Source organism: Saccharopolyspora sp. NPDC002578 (assembly GCF_053592695.1).
Window position 1 is genome coordinate 15,116 of the sequence record NZ_JBSFWJ010000039.1, and the last position, 19,163, is coordinate 34,278.

A 19,163-nucleotide genomic window follows, 5' to 3' on the forward strand; every position below is an offset into this window, starting at 1 on the left:
GGGGACTGAAGTCCCGCTGCGTAGCGGGTCCGTGCAGAGCGCCTTCCGATGCTGCGATCGCAACGTCCTCCCGTGCGGTGCTGGCGGACCCGTTTCGGCTACGTCACTTGGACGACCGCTGCACTGCCGGAGCGGATGAGCGGGCCGGGGGCCGGAATGCGCGGTCACATTCGTGGGCGCGGCGGCAGGTGGGTGCCGGCGCGGGGCACTTCGAGACGCGGTTCGTCAAGCCGCTGTTCCAGGACCCGGTTCGTGGTTCCGCCGGTTCCACCCGCTCCCGGAGGCCGACGTCATCGCCGGGCAGTGCCTCACTCGACACGAGCCCCGTTTCGCGCGGAAGGGCGATCATGGTGGAAAAGTCCGTCGAGTTCGTCCGATCAGCTGGATTCCGGGACCGCCGAGCGTGACACGGGGTCGACGATCAGGCGGCCGGGGCCTCCGCCATCGGGCCGGATTCGAATGCCAGGCGTCCAGCGATCGCCGCGTACCGCATGGCCCTGGCCATCTTGAGCGGCTCACCTGCTCGCACCAACGCGGTGTTGATCAGCGTCGCCGCGGCTCCGAGCTCCATCGCGAGTGCGACGTGCTTAGCGCTCCCCAGTCCGCCCTCGACGATCACCGGGATGTCCGAGTGCTCGATGACCTCCCGGATTCGCGTCGGGTCGACGATGCCTCGGCCGGAGGCCACCGGCGAGGCCATCACGCGCAGCGCGGCACACCCGAGATCCTGAAGTTCCCGCGCCGCTTCGAGCTCCGGCAGGATGAACGGCAAGAGTTCCACTCCCTGGGGGCGGAGTTCGTGAGCCGCTTAGATCGTCATCCGGTTGTCGGGCATGTTGTCCTCGCCCCGGACGTCCGGCTTCAGCACATCGATTCCTAGTGAATCCCGCAGAATTCCCGCGGTCTTGACCGCGCTGTCCTTCGAGCGGGAGAACGAGGTGGTGCCGATCCAGCTGAAGTTCTCCAGGGGGAGCGCGTCGTCGAGATCCGACAGGAGCAGGCTGGAACGGCGATTGTCCGGGTCCACGGTGGTGATGAAGACATCGGCACCGGTCGCGGTCAGCACGTCCCTGACGACGGGAACGGAGTCGTACTGCTCGATGCCGACGATGAGCCGGGATCTGAACTGGTGTTCTCCGATCTCGAGCCACGGCTCATCGAGGACGGGATTCGGATCGTACGTCGTCGTCAAGTGGATCAACCCTGTCGGTGAGGGCGGCGGACAGCCGCATCCGAATCGGAGCCGGAGCGGGACGATCGTGTCCAGGGGTGCATGCGGTGTCAACTGTTGCCGACCGGGATTATCCGACACCGCGATATGGAGTAACTTCGGCGGAAATGCGTCTGCGCAAGGGATTGTCCGGTCGGCGGGTCGAATTGTCCGAAGTCGACGGTCCATTCGGTGCGGGAGGTCGTGACCGAGGTGGACTGCGTGGCGGTCCTGGCGTTCCACCAGGAGGCCGTCGGCCTGGTCGCGATGTGCGCGGCGCCGGGCCTAGAGCTTCAAGGCGGACGCGAGTGCGCGCAGCGCCGGGCGTGGATCGGTCGTCGGGGTGTCGAGCAGGAGTTGGACGGCGACGTGGTCGGCGCCGGCGTTGAGGTGTGCGGTGGCCGACTCCGCCGCTTGCTCTGCGGAACCCATGCCGACCAGTGCGCGGGCCAATCGGTCCGACCCGCCGGGAACGAGGTCGGATTCGTCGAATCCTTGTCGCAGCCAGGAGTTGCGGTAGTTGGGCAACGACGAGGCGAGCCGGAGGTGCTCGTGCGCGCGTCGGAGTTGGTCTGCTTCGTCTCCGCCGATGGCCACCGCTTGCTCGCTCACGATCCAGCGGTCGGGTCCGAGGAGGGAACGGGTGTTGCGGGTCTGTTCGGGCGTGACTCGGTAGGGGTGTGCGCCGTCGGCGAGTTCACCGGACAGCTCGATCATCTTCGGTCCCAGAGCCGCCAGCAGGCGGAGGGCCCGACCGTCGGACTCTAGTTCAGCGGGCACCTCGTCCATGCGTTCCAGGTAGGTTCGCATCGTGGTCAGCGGCTTGCTGTAGGGGTTGCCGACCAGTTGCTCGACGAACGGGGCGTGGCTGACGCCCAGGCCGAGGACGAAGCGTCCGGGGTGCAGGGCGCTGAGCGTGCGGCCCGCGGTTTCAGCGGCCATGGGGAGCCGGACGTGGATGTTGGCGATTCCGGTGCCGACCACGAGCCGATCCGTGGCGGCGAGGAGGGCCGCGGATTCGACGAGGACGTCCTTCCCGCCGCCTTCGGGCATGAACAGCGAGCCGAATCCGAGTGCTTCGATGTCACGGGCGACGTTCTGCGCCTCGCGGATCGGCCAGGCCTCGCTGTTCCACCAGATGCCGGCTTTGGAAGGAAACTCGACGCCAACACGCTTCTCGGTCATCGTGCGACTCCTCCGCGGGTGAGTCGGATGGTCGTCCCCGGTGCGCTCGCGAGATCCGCCCTCGGCGGTTCTGGTTGCGCGGCGCAGGGCTACAGGATCGGTGCCACGGACCTTACGTGCGAGCGACGTTGCGTAGCGACCGGGAGTTCGGGTGCTGCCGTGCACGAGTTCGTACCGAGGCGTGGTCTTCCGGTGATGCCGATGGAACCGTTCGAGTTGGCCGATCCCACCTGCAGCGCCTCCTGCTGATTTGAACTCGGTTCGATTACTATGGCCGAGCCGCGCCCGCTGATGCCGCTGGCTGGGAGCGCGATATCGGAAGCACGACGCGTGCGTGAGGATGGGTGGGGGAGGTGGATCCGCTCGGCTAGGGCACAACTTCCTCGCTCGCGCGGTGATGAACCACGTCGGCCTCGGCGCGAACGTCGCGGAGGAGAACACGTCGTTCAACACGCACGTGGACTCCACCGGGCAGCTGCTGGCCGGGCGCAACGGGCCTTACACCCTCGAATTCGCCGAGCGGCCACCGCAGACCGCGTTCTGGAGCGCGACCCTCTACCGCGCCGAAACGGGACGGCTGCACGCGAACTCCGCGCATCGCCACGCCCTGGGCAGCGCGGCGCTCGGTGACGAGGGATCGGCGCGGCTGGTGATCAGCCACGCCGATCCCGGCACCGCGAACTGGCTTCCGTGTCCGGAAGGCGAGTTCTACCTGATCCTGCGCATCTATTCGCCGGGTCAGGAGGTCGTCGCGGGTCCTGGCTGCCCGCTCCGGTGCGTCGAGGAGCGGGCGCGTCGGACCACCTATGACCGGACCGGCCGGGGTTCCGGCTCGTCGGCGGCCGGTTCCCCCGTCATGTCCTCGCGCGAGGTCTCGTGCATCGTCGCGACGACGACCAGGCCCACCAGCGCGGCGAACACCGCGTAGAACGCCGGGGAGATCGTGAGTCCGGTGACCTTGACCAGTCCGGTCGCGATCAGCGATACGAGCCCCGTGCCGATGACACCGCCGATGTTGAACCCGAGCGAGATCCCGGTGTAGCGCACCCTGGTCGGGAAGAGTTCGCTGTACTGCGTGTAGACCACGCCCTGCTGGATGCTGAACGGGATGTTCAAGACCAGGGCGGCGACGATGGCCAGCAGGAGCGAACCTTGCTGCATCACCCAGAAGCAGGGGATCGAGAGCAGGACGAACCCGATCATCGCGCCCGCCAGGACACGACGTCGACCGAGGCGATCGCTCAGGGCGCCCGCCCACGGGATGGCCGCCAACGGCATGAGCACGATCAGGACGATCAGCCACAGCGACCCGGTCAGCGGGTAGTTCAGGACCGCCGAGAGGTGGACGAGCAAGTAGACCGATGCGATCCCACCGGTGGTCATGGTCGAGTACGCGATGCCGATGACCCGGAGGACGGAGGCCTTGTGCGTGCGAAGGACTTCGAGCACGGGCGCTTTGGGAGGAGCGGACTTCTTGGCCAGCTGCACGAACATCGGGGAGTCCTCGACCCGCATCCGGTAGACCACGGCGGCCGCCAGGAGCGGCGCGGCTATGAGGAACGGTACGCGCCAGCCCCAGGCGGCCATCTGTTGCGTGGACGTGAGGGCGCTCAGGATCGCGACGGTCCCCGCGGCACTCGCGATGCCGAGTGACACTCCGATCGAGGTCGCGGAACCGAACAGGCCGCGTCGCCGGGAGGGGGCCGATTCGGTGGACAGCGAGGCGGCCCCGCCGATCTCGCCTCCGGCCGCGAGCCCTTGGACGATGCGCAGGAGCGTCAGGAGGATGGGGGCCCAGATGCCGATCGAGGCGTAGGTCGGCAGGAGTCCGGTCAGCATCGTGGCCGCCCCCATCACCGCGACGGTGGCCATGAGCACGGCCTTGCGGCCGCGCCGGTCACCGATGCGGCCGAAGATCAACCCACCGATGGGCCGGGCCAGTGCCCCGGTGGCGACCACCCCCAGTGTCCCGAGCAGTCCGACGAGGCTGTCACCGGCGGGGAAGAAGAGCGGTGCCAGGACGACCGCGAGGTAGCCGTAGATGGCGAAGTCGTAGTACTCGATGGCCGTTCCGGCTGACGCTGCCACGCTGGCGCGGCGGGCCAGGCGCTCGCGATCGCGCATTGCTTGTGTCGACATCGGCGCTCCTTTGCGCTGTGCAACGACCGTCGCAGTCGTTCGGCCGCAGTGCCGATAAGGTAGACATGAATTGACGTCAGTTCAACTAGCTCCAGGAGCGTGGAGCGCGCGATGTCGAACGGACACCCGCGCCCGGTCGCTCGTGCGCTGCTCAGATCCGGACGAGGGTCTTGCCGATCGTGCGTCCGGCCAGCATGTCGACCATGGCGGTGGGCGCCGCCTCGAGGCCGTCGTAAACGCTCTCCCGGTGGACCAGACGTCCCTCGGCCAGCCAGCCGCCGAGGCGCCGCTGCATCTCGTCGAGCAGCGGAACGTGCGCGCTGCCGCGGAATCCGCGCAGGATGAGGTTCTTCGAGGTGGCGAGGAACAGGTTGCCCGGCCCGGCCGTCCCGCCCTCGTACTCGGAGATCGAGCCGCAGAGCGCGGCCCGGCCGTCGTTGTTCAACGCGTCGAGCGCGGCCTCGAGGTGCGCGCCGCCGACACCGTCGAAGTAGAAGTCCAGCCCCTCGGGCGCGGCCTGCGCCAGCGACTCCGCCAATGGTCGCGAACGCCGGTTGAACGCCGCGTCCACACCGATCTCGTCGAGCAGCCAGGCCACCTTCTCGTCGCTTCCGGCGCTGGCCACGACCCGGAGGCCGCTGTGCTTCGCGATCTGGCACACCATGTTGCCGACGGCGCCTGCGGCGGCCGAAACCCAGATCGTGCCGGAGCCGCCCAACGCGTCGATCACGTGCAATCCCGCATAAGCGGTCAAGCCCATCGGGCCGAGCGGGCCCAGGTACGCCTGGGCCGGAGCCCTGTCGACGTCGAGCAGGCGCAGGTTCGCGATGCCGTTCATCGCGACCTCGCCGGAATCGACCACGGCGTGGCTGCGCCAGCCGTATGAGTGCCACACGGTGCTGCCGACGGGGAAGCCTTCGGCCAGCGATTCTTCGACGACGCCGACGGTGAAGATGCCGTCCATCGCCTCGCCGACCGGGAACGCGGCGAAGTACCCCTGCGGTGCGTCGGCGCGCAAACGCAGCCGCAGTCCGGGATCCACCGAGGTCCACGTGTTGCGCACGAGCACTTGCCCCGGTTCGAGATCGGGCAGGACGGCGGTCGCGAGCTCGAAGTGGTGCCTGCCGACTTCGCCGACCGGCAGCTCGAGCACCTGCACTTGAACGCATTCCATGGGTTTCTCCCAAGATCGTTGATGTACCTGACTTGGCCGGCAGCGAAATGCTTCGCCGGGTGTGCCGACGCCGATGGACGGGTCCGGCTCGCTCGGCGCTACGGAAGGACCACGGCGCGGCCGAGGAACCTGCCGTGCCGCAGGTCGTCGAGCGCCTGGTCCGCGTCGTCGAGCGAGTAGGTCGTGATCTCGGCGCGGAGACCGCGGTCGCGCGCGAGCCCGACGACCTCGGCGAGTTCGTCGCGGGCTCCCCAGAACGGGACGTGAACACGAGCGCCGGGTGGCAGCGCGGTCCCTTTCGCGACCGGCAGCGTGCCGCCTGCGCTGCCGATGACGACGAGGTCGCCGGCCCGGCGCAGCGATCGCGCCGCCAGCGCCATCGTCGCGTCGCTGCCGACGAAGTCCAGCACCACGTCCGCGCCCCGGGCGGGAAGCGCGGCGCCGACGTCGTCCGGCGCGCAGGCGGTCGCGGCACCGCAGGCGCGTGCGAGATCGCGTGCTTCGGCGCGGACGTCGACGGCGATGACGTGCGCGTTCGACACGGCGGCGAGGATGCCGACCGCGAGGTGTCCCAGGCCGCCGACGCCGATCACGAGCGCGGTCGCGTCCGGTTCGGCGAGCGCGTCCCGGCAGCCGCTGACCGCGTGGAAGGACGTGAGTCCCGCGTCCGCCAGGGTCGCGGCGAGAGCGGGATCGAGGCCGTCGGCGGAAACGAGGCGCCCGGCTTCGACGACCATCTCGTCGGCGAGCCCGCCGTCGACCCCGAGTCCGATCCCCGCTGCTTTCGGATCGGGCTGGTCGCAGTAGTTCGGCCTGCCCGCCGCGCACCTCGCGCACTGCCCGCATCCCCACGGGCCGTGGACGATCACCTGGTCGCCGACGTGCACGCCGGTCACGCCCGTCCCGAGTTCGGCGACCCGGCCGCAGGTTTCGTGGCCGAGCGTGTACGGCGTCGGCCAGGCCGTGGCCGAGCGGACTCCGGTCGCGTCGAGGACGTGCAGGTCCGACTGGCAGAGACCGGTGGCCAGCACCTCCAGCCGGACCTGGCCGGCCCGCGGCGCGGGTGAGGCGACCTCGGTCAGTCCGCTGCGGCCGTCGCCGAACATCCGATACGCACGCATGCTGCTCCTCGTCGCGTCTGACCTAGGCCCTGAAGTGAAGTGAGTTCAGCATGGCCGCGATGTGGCCACCTTGGCAACGGCGGGCGTGGCGGTGCAGGTCGGCGACCTCCTTGCCGCGGTGCGGCCAAGGGGAGGGAGTGGCGCCCGAAGTGTTGACACGGGAGAGCCCGCGACCCATTATCGAATTGAAGTCAGTTCAAGGAGGAGCACATGGCAGTCGAGGACGACATCCAGTTCGAGAAGGACGGCAACGTCGCACGCGTCTGGCTGAACCGCCCGCACAAGCGCAACTGCATCACGGTGCCGATGCTCAACCGGCTCGACGAGATCATCACCGAGATCGACAACGACCCGGAACTGCGCGTTCTGGTCTTCCGAGGCCGGGAGAACACCTTCTCGTCCGGCTTCGACCTGGACAGCTTGCAGTCCGAGTTCATCGGGTCGAGCACCGCGATGGACGTCGCCGTGGTGTCGGCGAAGGTCTGCGACCGGCTCTACAACATGTCGACGCCGTCGGTGGCCGTCATCGAGGGCTACGCCACCGCGGGCGGGTTCGAGGTCATGATCTCCTGCGACTTCGCGATCGCCGACGACGACGCGAAGATCGGCGACTTCCACATTCGCCGTGCACTGTTCGGCGGTGCCGGTCCGATCTACCGCCTGCCGCGCATGCTGGGCATCCGCAAGACCAAGGAGCTCATGCTCACCGGCAAGTTGCTCAGCGGCAAGGAGGCCGACGACTTCGACCTCGTCAACGCCAGCGCACCGGCCGACAAGCTGGACGAGACCGTCGAGGAGTTCATCAGCCACCTCACGGACAAGAGCCCGTTCCAGATGAAGCTCACCAAGATGGCGGTGGATCGGGGCTTGGACGCCGACATCGCCTCGCTGATGGTGCTGGAGCACCTCGCGGTGGGAGTCACGCTCAACTCCCAGGACGCGGCCGAAGGCGTCTCGGCGTTCTTGGAGAAGCGCGACCCGAAGTGGACCGGTCGCTGAGTCCGGTGGTCGGTTCCGCGGTGATCGAGCAGTGGTGGCCTTGCTGGCAAAGGAGCTTGCGATGACGAAGCCGGCCGTCGTGGACGCCGATCCCGAGCTCGGTGCGCGGGTGCGTGCCGAGCTCGGCGGATCGGGCCCGTTGCGGACGCTGGAAGGTGGCCGCAGCGGATTGACCTACCGGGTCACGGACGCCGTCGGGAACGACCACGTCGTCAAGGCGGTGCCGCCGGGGCGGCGTGCGGTGGGGCGAAACGACGTCCTGCGGCAGTCGCACGTGCTGTCGGCGCTGGCCGCGGCCGGCGCCGGGCCGGGGTTGCCGCTTCCCGCGGTCACCGCTCGCAGCGAAGCGCAGCCCGCTTGGTTCGCCATGGAGTGCGCTGCGGGAACGGCAGCGGAACCGGTGCTCGAAGAGCATCCGCTGCCACCGGGGGTCGCCCGGGAGCGGATGGTCGCGGCGGCACGCGTCCTCGGAGAGCTCCACGCCGCGCCGCTCGCGGGTGTCGAAGCCGGTCTGCGCTCGGCCGGGGGCGAGGTACCGGAACCGCTCGGGCCCGCCGACGAGCTCGCGCGCTGGACGAAGACGATGCACGCCGTTCCCGAAGAACTCCGTTCCGGTTCGGAGGCGTTGCTTTCCGCGCTTCGGGCCGCGGTGCCCGTAGCCGTGGATCCGGTGCTGGTGCACGGCGACTTCCGCCTCGGCAACCTGCTCTGCGTGGGTGCCGAACCGACGGCGCTGGTCGATTGGGAGATCTGGAGCCTCGGCGATCCGCGGGTCGACCTCGGCTGGTTCGGCGTGTTCACCGACGGCGCGCTGTTCCCCGGTGTCGGTCGCGTCGTGGCGGAGCTGCCGTCCGAAGCGGAGCTGCTGGCGGTCTACGGGAACCCGGAACCACCGGACCACGCGTGGTTCCGCGCGCTCGGGCGGATGAAGATGGCCGCGATCATGGGGCACAACCTGAAGCGGCACCGCGAGGGCGTGCACCACGATCCGGTCCAGGAGCAACTACCGGCCACCATCGACGCGCTGATCGTTTCTGGGCGCTCCATCCTCGAAGGGGGGTCGCGATGACGGTGCCGACTCCCGGGGAGCTGTTCGGGCTGCAGGGCAAGACGGCGCTGGTCACCGGGGCGTCGTCAGGACTGGGTGCGCGGTTCGCGACCGTGCTGGCCACCGCGGGCGCGACCGTGTGGATCACGGCCCGGCGCAAGGAGAAGCTGGATGCGCTGGCGGCGGCCGATCCGGCGCTGCGCGTCCTGCCCGCCGACCTCTCCGACGAGGAAGCCAGGGAGGCGCTGCTCGCCGAGACCGGAGCGGTCGACGTGCTGGTGAACAACGCGGGCACGGAAAGCGGCGCGAAGCCGTTGGACGAGACTCCGTCCGGATTCGCGGGGGTGCTCGGCACCAACCTGGTCGCCCCGTTCCACCTGGCCCAGCTCGCGGCTCGCGCGGCCGACGGCGCTCCGCTGTCGGTGGTCAACGTCAGTTCGATCCTCGGACTGGTCTCCGCGGCACCGCTGGGCGGTGCGAGCTACGCAGCTGCCAAGGCCGGTCTGATCGGCCTCACCCGGGAACTGGCCGGGCACTGGGGTGGACGCGGGGTGCGCGTGAACGCGCTGGCGCCGGGGTGGTTCCGCACGGAGATGAACGACGAACTGTTCGCCGACGACCGGTCGGTGCGGTGGATCGAACGCAACACGATGCTCCGCCGGGCCGGTGAAGGGGCAGAACTGGACGGTGCGCTGCTGTTCCTCGCATCAGCGGCGTCGAGCTACTGCACCGGTCAGGTGCTGGCGGTCGACGGAGGGTGGACGTCCCGATGACGAGCATCGACGAATTCGCCGCCGAAGCGCGCGAGTGGCTTGAGCGGAACTCGACTCCACGTCAGGACGTCGACGCGTCCCGCACGTCGGTGTCGGTGTTCCACGATCTGCCCGCGGACGAGGAACGCGCGCTGCTCGCCCGCGTGTGCACCTGGCAGCGCAAGCGGTTCGACGCCGGATACGGCGCGCTGACCTGGCCCGAATCCGACGGCGGCGCGGGGCTCACCCCCGCGCACGAGGAGGCGTTCGCCGAGCTGGAGCGCGACTTCGACACACCGGGTCAGCACGAGCTGGCGTCGGTCAGCGCGCACTTGATCGCTCCGACGATCGACCTGTTCGGCACCCCGGAGCAACGCCGGCACCTCGTCCGGCCGCTGCTGCGCGGTGACGAACTCGCCTGCCAGCTGTTCTCCGAACCGTCCGCGGGATCCGACCTCGCCGGGCTCGCCACCCGGGCCGAGCGGCGAGGGGACGAGTGGGTGGTCAACGGGCAGAAGGTGTGGAGCTCCGGTGCCCAGTTCGCGGGCTGGGGCGAGCTCATCGCGCGCACCGACCCGGACGCCCCGAAGCACCGCGGCCTCACGGCGTTCCTGCTGCCGATGGACACCCCGGGGGTCGACGTGCGGCCGCTGCGGCAGATGTCGGGCGGGGCGTCGTTCTGCGAGGTGTTCCTCGACGACGTGCGCATCCCCGACGAGTGGCGTCTCGGTGAGGTCGGTGCGGGGTGGAAGGTCACCCTCGCCACCTTGGGGTTCGAGCGCAGCCACTCCGGTGCGAACACCGAACTCGGTGGCGGGTACCGGCATCTGGTGGCGACCGCGCGCAGGCTCGGCAGGCTCGACGATCCCGACGTGCGGCGCGGCCTGGCCGAGGTGTGGATGCAGGAGAAGCTCGGTGAGCTGGCGTCCACCCGGGACCGCGAAGCGCGCCTGGACGGTGCCGAACCGTCGGCGATCGGCTCGCTGCGCAAGCTGGCGTGGGCGCAGAAGCTCAAGCAGGTCAGCGAAGTCGCGGCCACCGTGCTGGGAAACCGGCTGATCGCCGACACCGGTGACGACGTCTACCAGTGGACCGAGCACGTGCTCGGTGCGCCCGGGTACCGCATCGCGGGCGGATCGGACGAGATCCAGCGCAACATCATCGCCGAACGCATCCTCGGCCTGCCCACCGAGCCGCGCGGGGACAAGAACGTTCCGTGGCGGGACATCCCGCGGTAGCGGCGGCACGGCAAGAGGGACACGAGACGGGAGTGGCCATGCAGGCAGACAGCACCGGTCCGGTGCGCACCGTGGCGGAAGCCGTCGCCGAAGCGCGGCCCCAGCAGAGCCCGCTGCGGGGGAGGACCGCGCTGGTGACCGGCGGTTCGCGCGGGCTCGGCCGGGAGATCGCGATAGCCTTCGCGGCCGCCGGCGCGGACGTGGCCGTGGTGTCCCGGAAGAAGGACGCCTGCGAGCAGCTCGCGGGTGAGCTCGCCGAGGCCACCGGGCGCCGGGTGAGCGCGCACGGGGCTCACGTCGGTGAGTGGGATCGGCTTCCCGCCTTGCTCGACGAGGTGGAGGAATCCCTCGGGCCGGTCGACATCGTGGTGAACAACGCGGGGATCGCCCCGGTCTACCCGAGCCTGTCCGAGGTCTCGGAGCAGTTGTTCGACAAGGTCGTCGGGGTCAACCTCAAGGGGCCGTTCCGCCTGATGGCGCTCGCGGGCGAGCGGATGGCGTCCCGGGACGGCGGCTCGATCCTCAACATCTCCTCGATCGCCTCGGGTCGACCGACCCGCGGGGACCTGCCGTACGCGGCGGCGAAGTCGGCGTTGAACACGCTCACCGCGGGATTCGCCCAGGAGTACGGGCCGCTGGTGCGGGTGAACACGATCCTCGCCGGGCCGTTCTTCACCGACATCAGCACGGCGTGGGACATGGACGCGTTCGAGGCGATGGCCGAGGACTGGCCGTCGAAGCGCGGCGGTGATCCCGCGGAGATCGTCGGCGCGGCGCTGTACCTGTGCGGGCCGACGTCGAGCTACACGACCGGGTCGCTGCTGGCCGTCGACGGAGGAAGGCTGGCCGCGCCATGACAGGAGTCGCGATGAGAATGGTGGACGACTCGCTCGTCACCGACACGCCGGACGGTCCGGCGCTGCTGGGCAGCCGGTGCTCCGACTGCGCCGCCTGCACGTTCCCGCGCCAGGCGGGGTGCCCGCGGTGCACCGGAGCGTCCATGGTGGACACCCCGCTGGCGCGGCGCGGCTCGCTGTGGACGTTCACGATCCAGGGCTTCCGGCCGAAGGATCCGTACACGGGGCCGGAGGAGTTCGAACCGTTCGCAGTGGGGTACGTCGAACTTCCGGGGCAGCTCCTGGTCGAGACCCGCCTGACGGAATCGGACCCGGAGGCACTGCAGATCGGGATGCCGATGCACTTGGAGCTGGTGCCGTTCCGGACGGCCGACGACGGCGCGCCGGTGCACACCTTCGCGTTCGCCCCGGACCGGGAGGTGCGGGCATGACGGACGGTGTGGCGATCGTCGGGATCGGGATGCACCGGTTCGGGCGGACGAAGGGCGTCTCCGGCCGGGCTCAGGCGGTGCACGCCGCGCGGGAGGCGTTGCGGGACGCGGGACTGTCCTTCTCGGACATGCAGTTCGGGTTCGGCGGGTCGCACTCGGCCGGAGACGCCGACACGCTGGTCTCCGAGCTGGGGCTGACCGGGCTGCCGTTCATCAACGTGGCCAACGGTTGCGCGACCGGCGGGTCGGCGCTGATCTCGGCCGACGCGGCCATCCGCTCCGGGCAGCACGAGCTCGGCATCGTGATCGGTTTCGACAAGCATCCCCGGGGCGCGTTCAACGTGGATCCGGCCGAGCACGGCATCGGCTCGTGGTACGGCGAGACCGGGATGATGGTCACCACCCAGTTCTTCGGCATGAAGATCCAGCGGTACCTGCACGACCACGACATCGGTTCGGACGTCCTCGCGCTGATCGCGGAGAAGGCGTTCCGCAACGGAGCGCTGAACCCGAACGCGTGGCGACGCGATCGGCTCACCGCCGCCGAGATCGCCGCGGCAACGATGATCTCGCACCCGTTGACGCAATACATGTACTGCTCCCCGGGTGAGGGCGCGGTGGCCTTGGTGCTGTGCCGCGCGGACCAGGCGCGCCGGTACAGCGACGAACCCGTCTTCCTGAAAGGCGCGGCGTTCCGCAGCAGGCGCTACGGCTCGTTCGAGGTGTACGCGCCCTGGATCGCCGCCGAGCGCGCCGAGTCGCCCACGGTGCAGGCATCGCAGGCGGCGTTCGAAGCCGCGGGCATCGCACCGTCCGAAGTGGACGTCGCACAGATCCAGGACACCGAGTCAGGAGCGGAACTGATGCACATGGCCGAGACCGGTCTGTGCGAGCACGGTGAACAGGAGCACCTGATCAAGGCCGGGGACAACGAGATCGAGGGACGGCTGCCCATCAACACCGACGGCGGTTGCATCGCCAACGGTGAGCCGGTCGGCGCTTCCGGGCTGCGGCAGATCTACGAGAACGCGCTCCAGCTGCGCGGTGACGCCGGTGCCCACCAGGTGCCGTCTCGACCGCACGTGGGGTTCACGCACGTCTACGGTGCGCCCGGAATCAGCGCGTGCACGGTTCTGACCCGCTGAGAGGACGAGGGAATGGCTTGGGATTTCGAAACCGACCCCGAGGTGCAGCGGGAGCTGGACTGGGTCGAGGAGTTCGTCCGCGACGAGGTCGAACCGGTGGACCAGGTGATCGAGCACGCTTGGAACACCCGTGACCCGCGCCGCAACGCGCTGATCAAGCCGCTGCAGGAACGGGTGCGGGAGCGCGAGCTGTGGGCCTGCCACCTCGGCCCGGAGCTGGGCGGCAAGGGGTACGGGCAGCTGCGGCTGGCGCTGCTGAACGAGAAGTTGGGGCGCACGCATTCCGGACCGGTCGTGTTCGGATGCCAGGCGCCGGATTCGGGCAACGCCGAGATCCTCGCCCACTACGGCAGCGACTTCCAGAAGAAGACCTACCTGGAGCCCTTGATCGAGGGCGACATCGTGTCCTCGTTCTCGATGACGGAGCCGCACGGCGGGTCCGACCCGACGGGCTTCCGCACCACCGCGGTGCTCGACGGCGACAGCTGGGTCATCAACGGGGAGAAGTGGTTCTCCTCGCACGCGTTGTTCGCCGAGTTCCTCATCGTGATGGCGGTGACCGAGCCGGACGCCGCACCGCACGAACGGATGTCGATGTTCGTGGTGCCCGCGGACGCGCCGGGGGTCGAGCGGGTGCGGGACGTGTCGGTGTGGGGGCACGAGGAACCCGTGGGAACCCACCAGTACCTGCGCTACACCGATGTCCGGGTGCCGGCGGAGAACCTGCTGGGGCGGCGCGGCGAGGGCTTCGCGGTCGCGCAGACCCGGCTCGGGGGCGGCCGCATCCACCACGCGATGCGCACCGTCGGCCTGGTCCAGCGCGCGTTCGAGCTGATGAAGCGCCGCGCGGTCTCGCGCACCACGAAGGGCGCGCGGTTGGCGGACAAGCAGCTGGTGCAGGAGATGATCGCCGACTCCTGGATCCAGATCGAGCAGTTCCGGCTGCTGGTGCTGCGCACGGCGTGGAAGATCGACAAGCACGACGACTACCGCGCGGTGCGCGCCGACATCGCCGCGGTGAAGGCCGCGATGCCGAAGGTGCTTCTGGACGTCTCGTCCCGAGCCATCCAGATCCACGGCTCGCTGGGCATCTCCAAGGAGCTGCCGTTCGGCAAGTGGGTGATGGAGTCGTTCCACATGGGACTCGCCGACGGTGCCACCGAGGTCCACAAGACCAACCTCGCCAAGGCGCTCGTGCGCAGCACCACGCCGGATGACGGGCTCTTCCCGCCCTACATCGGACCCGAACTCACCCGGGAGGCGCTCGGCCGGTACTCCGAGCTGCTCGCCGAGGCGGACGAGGTCGACCCGGGCGGTGCGGCATGACGGCCCGAAGGCTGACGCACGACGCGGATATCGAGCAGTTCCGCGGTGCCGTGCGGGAATTCCTGCGCGAGCACGCCGACACCGCGGCGGTGTTCGGGGAGATGCGCGAGGAGCGTGCTGGGGACCCGGCGGTGTGGAACCGGTTCGCCGGCGAGCTCGGCGTGGTCGGGCTGGACGTGCCGGAGAGCTACGGCGGCGCGGACGCCGGATTCCGCCCGGTCGCGGTCGTGGCCGAGGAACTGGGCCGATCCCTGGTCCGGTTGCCGTGGTTCACCACCGCTGTGCTCGGCGTCGGCGTGCTCCTGCACGCCGAGGGAGCGCAGGCCGAGGAATGCAGGAGGCGACTGCTGCCGGCGCTGGCCGCCGGTGCGCGCACCGCGACGCTGGCCTGGGCCGAAACCCCGGGGGGCTTGGACGCGCCCAGCCTCGACGCGTCGGCCGTGCGCGACGGCGACACCTGGCGCCTCACCGGACGCAAGATCCTCGTCGTCGAGGGCGCCACGGCGGACCTGCTGTTCGTCGCGGCCCGGACGGAAGACGGGCGGGCCCTGTTCGTCGTCGACGGGGACGCGCCGGGTGTGGTCCGCACCGCCGACCGCGCGATGGATCCGAACCGGCAATTGGCCACCGTCATCTTCGACGGGGCACCGGCACGACTGGTCAGCGATCCGGGCACCGGGGAGCGGGTGCTCGCGCGGGTGCGCGACCGCGCGGTGACGGCGCTGGCCTGCGAGCAGACCGGCGGGGCGGCGGCATCGCTGGACATGGCGGTCGAGCACGTCAAGAACCGCGTCCAGTTCGGACGTCCGATCGGGATGCTGCAGGCGATCAAGCACCGCTGCGCCGACATGGCCGTGGAGCTCGAGGCCGCCCGGTCGGCATCGCTGTGGGCCACCGGAGCGATCGCGGAGGACTCGCCGGACGTCGGCATCGCCGCAGCCGCAGCGGCGCTGACCTGCAGCCGGTCCTACGAGTACGTCGCCGCCGAGACCATCCAGGTGCACGGCGGCATCGGGTTCACCTGGGAACACCCGGCGCACCTGCACTTCCGCCGGGCGGCGACGAGCGCGGTGCTCTTCGGCGATCGGCACACCCACCAGGAGCGCCTGCTGTCCGGTCTGCACGTCGACGCCGGGTGACCAGGCGCGGGACGACCGCCGCCGCTGAGGGGCAACGGTGATCATCAACGAAACCGCTTCACTGAAGCAGATGCTCTTCGGTGAACGAGCGAGTTCCGCGGCTCCTGCCGGAATGGCGTTGGAGTGCAACGACTTCGCGCTCTGCGGCCTCTCGCGGTGGTGTTCTCCCCGTCGCGACCTGGCAGGTGGTCTCCACGTGCATGAGCCCGGCGCTCGGTAGCGGCCCGGTGGCCTGGTGATCGCTCGGTTCATCCGGAAGAACTCGCACGACGCTCTACGAGGAGGTGCGGTGAGCGATGTTCGATCTGCTGGTGCTCGGCGGTGGTATCGCCGGTATGACCGCCGCGGCCACGACGGTCCGCGGTGGCGGGTCGGCGATGGTGGTGGAGAAGGGTCCGTTGCTCGGCGGATCGGGCCAGTACGCGGGATACATCTGGACCGCGCCCGACCACGACGTGATGGACCGGGTGAACCCCGGTGGCGACCTCGGGCTGAAAAGGGCGCTGGTGGACGACTTCGACGACGCCGTCCAGTGGATCGGCTCGCTGGGGGTGAGCTGCGGCAAGCGCGTACCGGTGATCGGCTACGGGCGCGGGCACCGGTTCGACACGGCGCACTACGTCGACGGCTGCCGGCACGTGGTCCGGGAGAACGGTGTGATCGTGACGGAGGCGTCGGCCCGGAGGTTGCTGCTCGACGACGGCGTGGTGCGCGGCGCGGAGATCGGCCTGGCCGATGGTTCGGCGCGGACCGTGGAGGCGACGGCGACGTTGCTGGCCACCGGCGGTTTCCAGGCGGACCCCGAGCTGCGCGCGCGGTACCTGCACGAGCAGGCGCGGGACGTCGAGCTGCGGTCGAACCCGTTCAGCAGTGGGGACGGACTGCGGCTGGCGATCGAGGCCGGTGCGGCGATCGGATCGGAGGGCGCAGGGTTCTACGGCCACCTGATCCCGTCCGGCATCGCGCTGGAGCCCGAGCTGTTCGTGGACATCACGCTCTACTACAGCGAACACGCGGCCCTGTTCAACTTGGCGGGCGAGCGGTTCGTGGACGAGACGGCGGCGGATCACCTCACGGCGATGGCATTGCTCGACCAACCCGAGGCGCGGGGTCTGCTGGTGACCGACGCCCGCGGCTACCGGGAGTGGATCACCGGTGCCTACGTCGAGGGAGCCGACAGCCTGGACAAGTTCGCACTGGCCCGGTCCAGGGGCGCGCGGTGCGTGGTCGCCGACAGCGCGTCCGATTTCGCCGAGATGCCCGCTGAGTGGGGTTACGACGGCCCCAAGATCGCCGAGGAGCTGGGGCGCCTCGCCCGAGGCGAGTCGGCAGGGCCTGGCCGGGAGTCCGATCCTCGGGCGCTGGACGAACCGCCGTACTACGTCGTGGAGGCGCGGCCGGCCGTGACGTTCCCGTTCACCGGTGTCCGGATCGACCCGCGGGCGCGGGTCCTGTCGTCGAGCGGTGCACCGATCCCGGGCCTGTTCGCGGCAGGTGCCGACATCGGTGGCCTGTACGAGCGCGCCTACGCCGGGGGACTGGCACCGGCGATCGTGTTCGGGCGGCGCGCCGCGGCCGGATCCCTCGTGAACTGACATCGGTTGGCATCTATGCTGGATCCTCACCGACGGAGGGAAAGGTGTGGGCGTCGAGACGTTGCGGGAGGCCGACGACGGCCCCAGGTCGAAGCGGGCGGCGATTCTGGGCGCTGCCGTGGAACATTTCGGCGAGGTCGGCTTCGAAGCCACCAAGTGGTCGGAGATCGCCAAGCACGTCGGCATCGGCCAGACCGCGCTGTACCACTACTTCGAGTCGAAAGCGCATTGCCTGCTCACGGTGATGCGCATCGGCCTGCACAACTCGGACGAGGCGTTCCGCGCGGCGACCGCGGACGCGCCGAGCGCGCACGAGGCGCTGCGCCGGGCGGTGCGCAGCGCCTACGAGATCTCGGATCTGGAAGTGCGGCAGAACCGGATCCTGCAGGCCAACATCGCGTTGCTGGTCAGCGAGCGCAGCTCGGAGCGGGAGGAGGCCGAGCGGCTGGCGTGCCGGGAACTGGTCGCCAGGATCGAGCGGAACTGGACGGAGCTGCTCCGCCAGGGAATGGATTCCGGTGAGTTCGCGCGCCGTGATCCGCAGCTGTTGGCGCGCACGCTCCTGGGCACGATCGTCGCCGTGTGGCGCTGGTACCGACCCGGTGGCGAGACCGGCCTCGAAGCGATCTGCGAGCTGGTGACCCACTGCTGCGTGCGCATCGTGACACCGTGACCCCGCGCCGCGTGCGCGGTGCGGCGGTGCGCGGGTGGTGCGCCGCCCGCGTTCGCCGCTGACTTCTGATCCCTCGTTCTCGCGGCCCTGACCGGTCGCCGCGTCACCTTTCCATCGAACCGGTACCCGCTGTGAGCAGCGGTATCCGTGCGCTCCCCGCGCGTCGACTCCGACGTCCGCGCGGGGAGCTTCGTCCTGTTTCGACACCTTCTCCGCGGCTGGGCGATTTTGAGTCTTGCGGCGGGTTTGGGGGAGGGCTAGCGTCAGACGAAGCGAACTGAATTCAGCTTTGGTTTCGAGCGGACCTAGTGATCCACCTGGTGGCCGACCTCGTTCCGGCTGGTGTGCCACCTCGTCAACGGCGACAAGGAGGAGCCGCACGTGCTCATCTCAGACTACTTCGCGCGGCTGGACGGCCCGGATCCGTTGAGCGGGCTGGAGCTGGTGGAGTCCGATATCGAGTTCCTGCTCGCGCTGCCGGGCAACGAGGTCTCCGGCCGCGGCCTGGAGGACCTCGCCTCCTACATCTCGGGCCGCCCGGCGGTCGGGCGCAAGCACCGCGTTCTCAGGTCCAGCCGGGACGGCGAGCTGGAGATGGTCTACGGCGTGGTCGTCGAAGGACCGGAGGAGAAGCCCACCGGTTCGTTCGCCTCTGCAGGTGTCGTCTCGCCCGGCGGGAAACTGGCCCGCTACCAGTCCTTCTTCCACCCGACGTTCTCGATGTTCCCCGAGGAGGCGGCATGACGGCCGTGGCAGGTGCGCCCACGCTGACCCGGTGGTTCGCGCTGATCGACTCCGACCGTCCCGAAGACATCCTCGACCTGATCGCGTCGGACTTCAGGTTCTCGATCGTGTTCGGCACGGGCGCGGGGCAGGCGACGGACTTCGCGGGCGACCGCGCGGCGCTCGAGGGCTATCTGCGGCAGCGCGAGAAGGGGGTGCTCACGCACCACGTGGTGTCCGCGAGCGCCGACGGCCACGACGAACTCGTGCTCGGTGAGACCAGGCGCGGGGACGTGTTCGAGTCGACCTTCGTCGCGGCGGCCCGGCTCGGGGCCGACGGCGCGGTACGGAATTTGATGATCGGTCGCTCGCCCATGTTGGAGCTGCACGAGTCCGACTGAGCGGGTG

The 19,163-nt window shown here is 69.7% G+C and carries 17 protein-coding genes and 2 pseudogenes; 14 read left to right on the plus strand and 5 right to left on the minus strand.

Annotated elements, in window-relative coordinates:
- Window positions 1-421 precede the first annotated feature (421 nt).
- Together ACWD38_RS18845 and ACWD38_RS18850 are read right to left on the minus strand one after the other, a co-directional pair.
- Window positions 422-1,399, minus strand: a pseudogene (locus tag ACWD38_RS18845) (hypothetical protein).
- A gap of 96 nt (window positions 1,400-1,495) precedes the next feature.
- Window positions 1,496-2,560, minus strand: a complete 1,065-nt coding sequence (locus ACWD38_RS18850) for an LLM class F420-dependent oxidoreductase (RefSeq protein ID WP_450124560.1) — start codon at window positions 2,558-2,560, stop codon at window positions 1,496-1,498.
- 232 nt (window positions 2,561-2,792) lie between these two features.
- Here ACWD38_RS18850 and ACWD38_RS18855 point away from each other — a divergent pair.
- A pseudogene (locus tag ACWD38_RS18855) lies at window positions 2,793-3,122 on the plus strand (DUF1214 domain-containing protein); the annotation flags it as partial.
- A gap of 77 nt (window positions 3,123-3,199) precedes the next feature.
- On the opposite strand, the gene ACWD38_RS18860 reads toward ACWD38_RS18855, so the two are convergent.
- The 3 genes from ACWD38_RS18860 to ACWD38_RS18870 all read right to left on the minus strand — a co-directional run bounded on the left by ACWD38_RS18860 (window position 3,200) and on the right by ACWD38_RS18870 (window position 6,829).
- A complete protein-coding gene (locus tag ACWD38_RS18860) occupies window positions 3,200-4,534 on the minus strand; it encodes an MFS transporter (protein WP_184479722.1) in 1,335 nt (444 codons plus the stop codon).
- A gap of 151 nt (window positions 4,535-4,685) precedes the next feature.
- Entirely contained in the window at window positions 4,686-5,708 is a 1,023-nt protein-coding gene (locus tag ACWD38_RS18865; RefSeq protein ID WP_450124561.1) for an NADP-dependent oxidoreductase, read from the minus strand.
- Between the two features lie 98 nt (window positions 5,709-5,806).
- Window positions 5,807-6,829 carry an alcohol dehydrogenase catalytic domain-containing protein gene (locus ACWD38_RS18870; protein WP_450124562.1) on the minus strand — a complete coding sequence of 341 codons (1,023 nt, stop codon included), beginning with the start codon at window positions 6,827-6,829 and terminating at the stop codon, window positions 5,807-5,809.
- A gap of 210 nt (window positions 6,830-7,039) precedes the next feature.
- Between ACWD38_RS18870 and ACWD38_RS18875 the strand changes: the two genes are divergently transcribed.
- From ACWD38_RS18875 to ACWD38_RS18935, 13 genes are all read left to right on the plus strand, one after another.
- Window positions 7,040-7,828 carry an enoyl-CoA hydratase/isomerase family protein gene (locus ACWD38_RS18875; RefSeq protein WP_184479720.1) on the plus strand — a complete coding sequence of 263 codons (789 nt, stop codon included), beginning with the start codon at window positions 7,040-7,042 and terminating at the stop codon, window positions 7,826-7,828.
- A 61-nt stretch (window positions 7,829-7,889) separates the two neighbouring features.
- On the plus strand, window positions 7,890-8,897 hold the full coding sequence (locus ACWD38_RS18880) for a phosphotransferase family protein (protein WP_450124563.1): 1,008 nt from the start codon (window positions 7,890-7,892) through the stop codon (window positions 8,895-8,897).
- Window positions 8,894-9,649: an SDR family NAD(P)-dependent oxidoreductase gene (locus ACWD38_RS18885; RefSeq protein WP_450124564.1), complete on the plus strand. Its 756-nt coding sequence runs from the start codon at window positions 8,894-8,896 to the stop codon at window positions 9,647-9,649. The genes ACWD38_RS18880 and ACWD38_RS18885 overlap by 4 nt, the downstream gene beginning before the upstream one ends.
- Window positions 9,646-10,866, plus strand: a complete 1,221-nt coding sequence (locus tag ACWD38_RS18890; RefSeq protein WP_450124565.1) for an acyl-CoA dehydrogenase family protein — start codon at window positions 9,646-9,648, stop codon at window positions 10,864-10,866. Before ACWD38_RS18885 ends, ACWD38_RS18890 begins: the two co-directional genes overlap by 4 nt.
- Window positions 10,867-10,904: 38 nt before the next feature.
- Window positions 10,905-11,723: an SDR family NAD(P)-dependent oxidoreductase gene (locus tag ACWD38_RS18895; RefSeq protein WP_450124566.1), complete on the plus strand. Its 819-nt coding sequence runs from the start codon at window positions 10,905-10,907 to the stop codon at window positions 11,721-11,723.
- A gap of 11 nt (window positions 11,724-11,734) precedes the next feature.
- Window positions 11,735-12,154, plus strand: coding sequence for a Zn-ribbon domain-containing OB-fold protein (locus ACWD38_RS18900; RefSeq protein WP_450124567.1), 420 nt, complete (start codon window positions 11,735-11,737; stop codon window positions 12,152-12,154).
- On the plus strand, window positions 12,151-13,299 hold the full coding sequence (locus ACWD38_RS18905; RefSeq protein WP_184479714.1) for a thiolase family protein: 1,149 nt from the start codon (window positions 12,151-12,153) through the stop codon (window positions 13,297-13,299). Before ACWD38_RS18900 ends, ACWD38_RS18905 begins: the two co-directional genes overlap by 4 nt.
- A 12-nt stretch (window positions 13,300-13,311) precedes the next feature.
- Window positions 13,312-14,625: an acyl-CoA dehydrogenase family protein gene (locus ACWD38_RS18910; RefSeq protein WP_184479713.1), complete on the plus strand. Its 1,314-nt coding sequence runs from the start codon at window positions 13,312-13,314 to the stop codon at window positions 14,623-14,625.
- Window positions 14,622-15,764: an acyl-CoA dehydrogenase family protein gene (locus ACWD38_RS18915; protein ID WP_450124568.1), complete on the plus strand. Its 1,143-nt coding sequence runs from the start codon at window positions 14,622-14,624 to the stop codon at window positions 15,762-15,764. The genes ACWD38_RS18910 and ACWD38_RS18915 overlap by 4 nt, the downstream gene beginning before the upstream one ends.
- A gap of 296 nt (window positions 15,765-16,060) precedes the next feature.
- On the plus strand, window positions 16,061-17,359 hold the full coding sequence (locus ACWD38_RS18920; RefSeq protein WP_450124569.1) for an FAD-dependent oxidoreductase: 1,299 nt from the start codon (window positions 16,061-16,063) through the stop codon (window positions 17,357-17,359).
- Between the two features lie 46 nt (window positions 17,360-17,405).
- Complete coding sequence (locus ACWD38_RS18925; protein ID WP_184479710.1) at window positions 17,406-18,032, plus strand: TetR family transcriptional regulator; 627 nt, start codon at window positions 17,406-17,408, stop codon at window positions 18,030-18,032.
- Window positions 18,033-18,413: 381 nt separating this feature from the next.
- Entirely contained in the window at window positions 18,414-18,776 is a 363-nt protein-coding gene (locus ACWD38_RS18930) for a nuclear transport factor 2 family protein (RefSeq protein WP_184479709.1), read from the plus strand.
- The gene (locus ACWD38_RS18935) at window positions 18,773-19,156 is read left to right on the plus strand and encodes a hypothetical protein (RefSeq protein ID WP_184479708.1); all 384 of its coding nucleotides are present in this window, start codon (window positions 18,773-18,775) and stop codon (window positions 19,154-19,156) included. Before ACWD38_RS18930 ends, ACWD38_RS18935 begins: the two co-directional genes overlap by 4 nt.
- Window positions 19,157-19,163 lie beyond the last annotated feature (7 nt).

Bases quoted from the DNA above. Each gene is read 5' to 3' on its own strand.
- ACWD38_RS18860 (WP_184479722.1), bottom strand. From the start codon at position 4,534: ATGTCGACACAAGCAATGCGCGATCGCGAGCGCCTGGCCCGCCGCGCC.
- ACWD38_RS18865 (WP_450124561.1), bottom strand. From the start codon at position 5,708: ATGGAATGCGTTCAAGTGCAGGTGCTCGAGCTGCCGGTCGGCGAAGTC.
- ACWD38_RS18870 (WP_450124562.1), bottom strand. From the start codon at position 6,829: ATGCGTGCGTATCGGATGTTCGGCGACGGCCGCAGCGGACTGACCGAG.
- ACWD38_RS18875 (WP_184479720.1), top strand. From the start codon at position 7,040: ATGGCAGTCGAGGACGACATCCAGTTCGAGAAGGACGGCAACGTCGCA.
- ACWD38_RS18880 (WP_450124563.1), top strand. From the start codon at position 7,890: ATGACGAAGCCGGCCGTCGTGGACGCCGATCCCGAGCTCGGTGCGCGG.
- ACWD38_RS18885 (WP_450124564.1), top strand. From the start codon at position 8,894: ATGACGGTGCCGACTCCCGGGGAGCTGTTCGGGCTGCAGGGCAAGACG.
- ACWD38_RS18890 (WP_450124565.1), top strand. From the start codon at position 9,646: ATGACGAGCATCGACGAATTCGCCGCCGAAGCGCGCGAGTGGCTTGAG.
- ACWD38_RS18895 (WP_450124566.1), top strand. From the start codon at position 10,905: ATGCAGGCAGACAGCACCGGTCCGGTGCGCACCGTGGCGGAAGCCGTC.
- ACWD38_RS18900 (WP_450124567.1), top strand. From the start codon at position 11,735: ATGAGAATGGTGGACGACTCGCTCGTCACCGACACGCCGGACGGTCCG.
- ACWD38_RS18905 (WP_184479714.1), top strand. From the start codon at position 12,151: ATGACGGACGGTGTGGCGATCGTCGGGATCGGGATGCACCGGTTCGGG.
- ACWD38_RS18910 (WP_184479713.1), top strand. From the start codon at position 13,312: ATGGCTTGGGATTTCGAAACCGACCCCGAGGTGCAGCGGGAGCTGGAC.
- ACWD38_RS18915 (WP_450124568.1), top strand. From the start codon at position 14,622: ATGACGGCCCGAAGGCTGACGCACGACGCGGATATCGAGCAGTTCCGC.
- ACWD38_RS18920 (WP_450124569.1), top strand. From the start codon at position 16,061: ATGTTCGATCTGCTGGTGCTCGGCGGTGGTATCGCCGGTATGACCGCC.
- ACWD38_RS18935 (WP_184479708.1), top strand. From the start codon at position 18,773: ATGACGGCCGTGGCAGGTGCGCCCACGCTGACCCGGTGGTTCGCGCTG.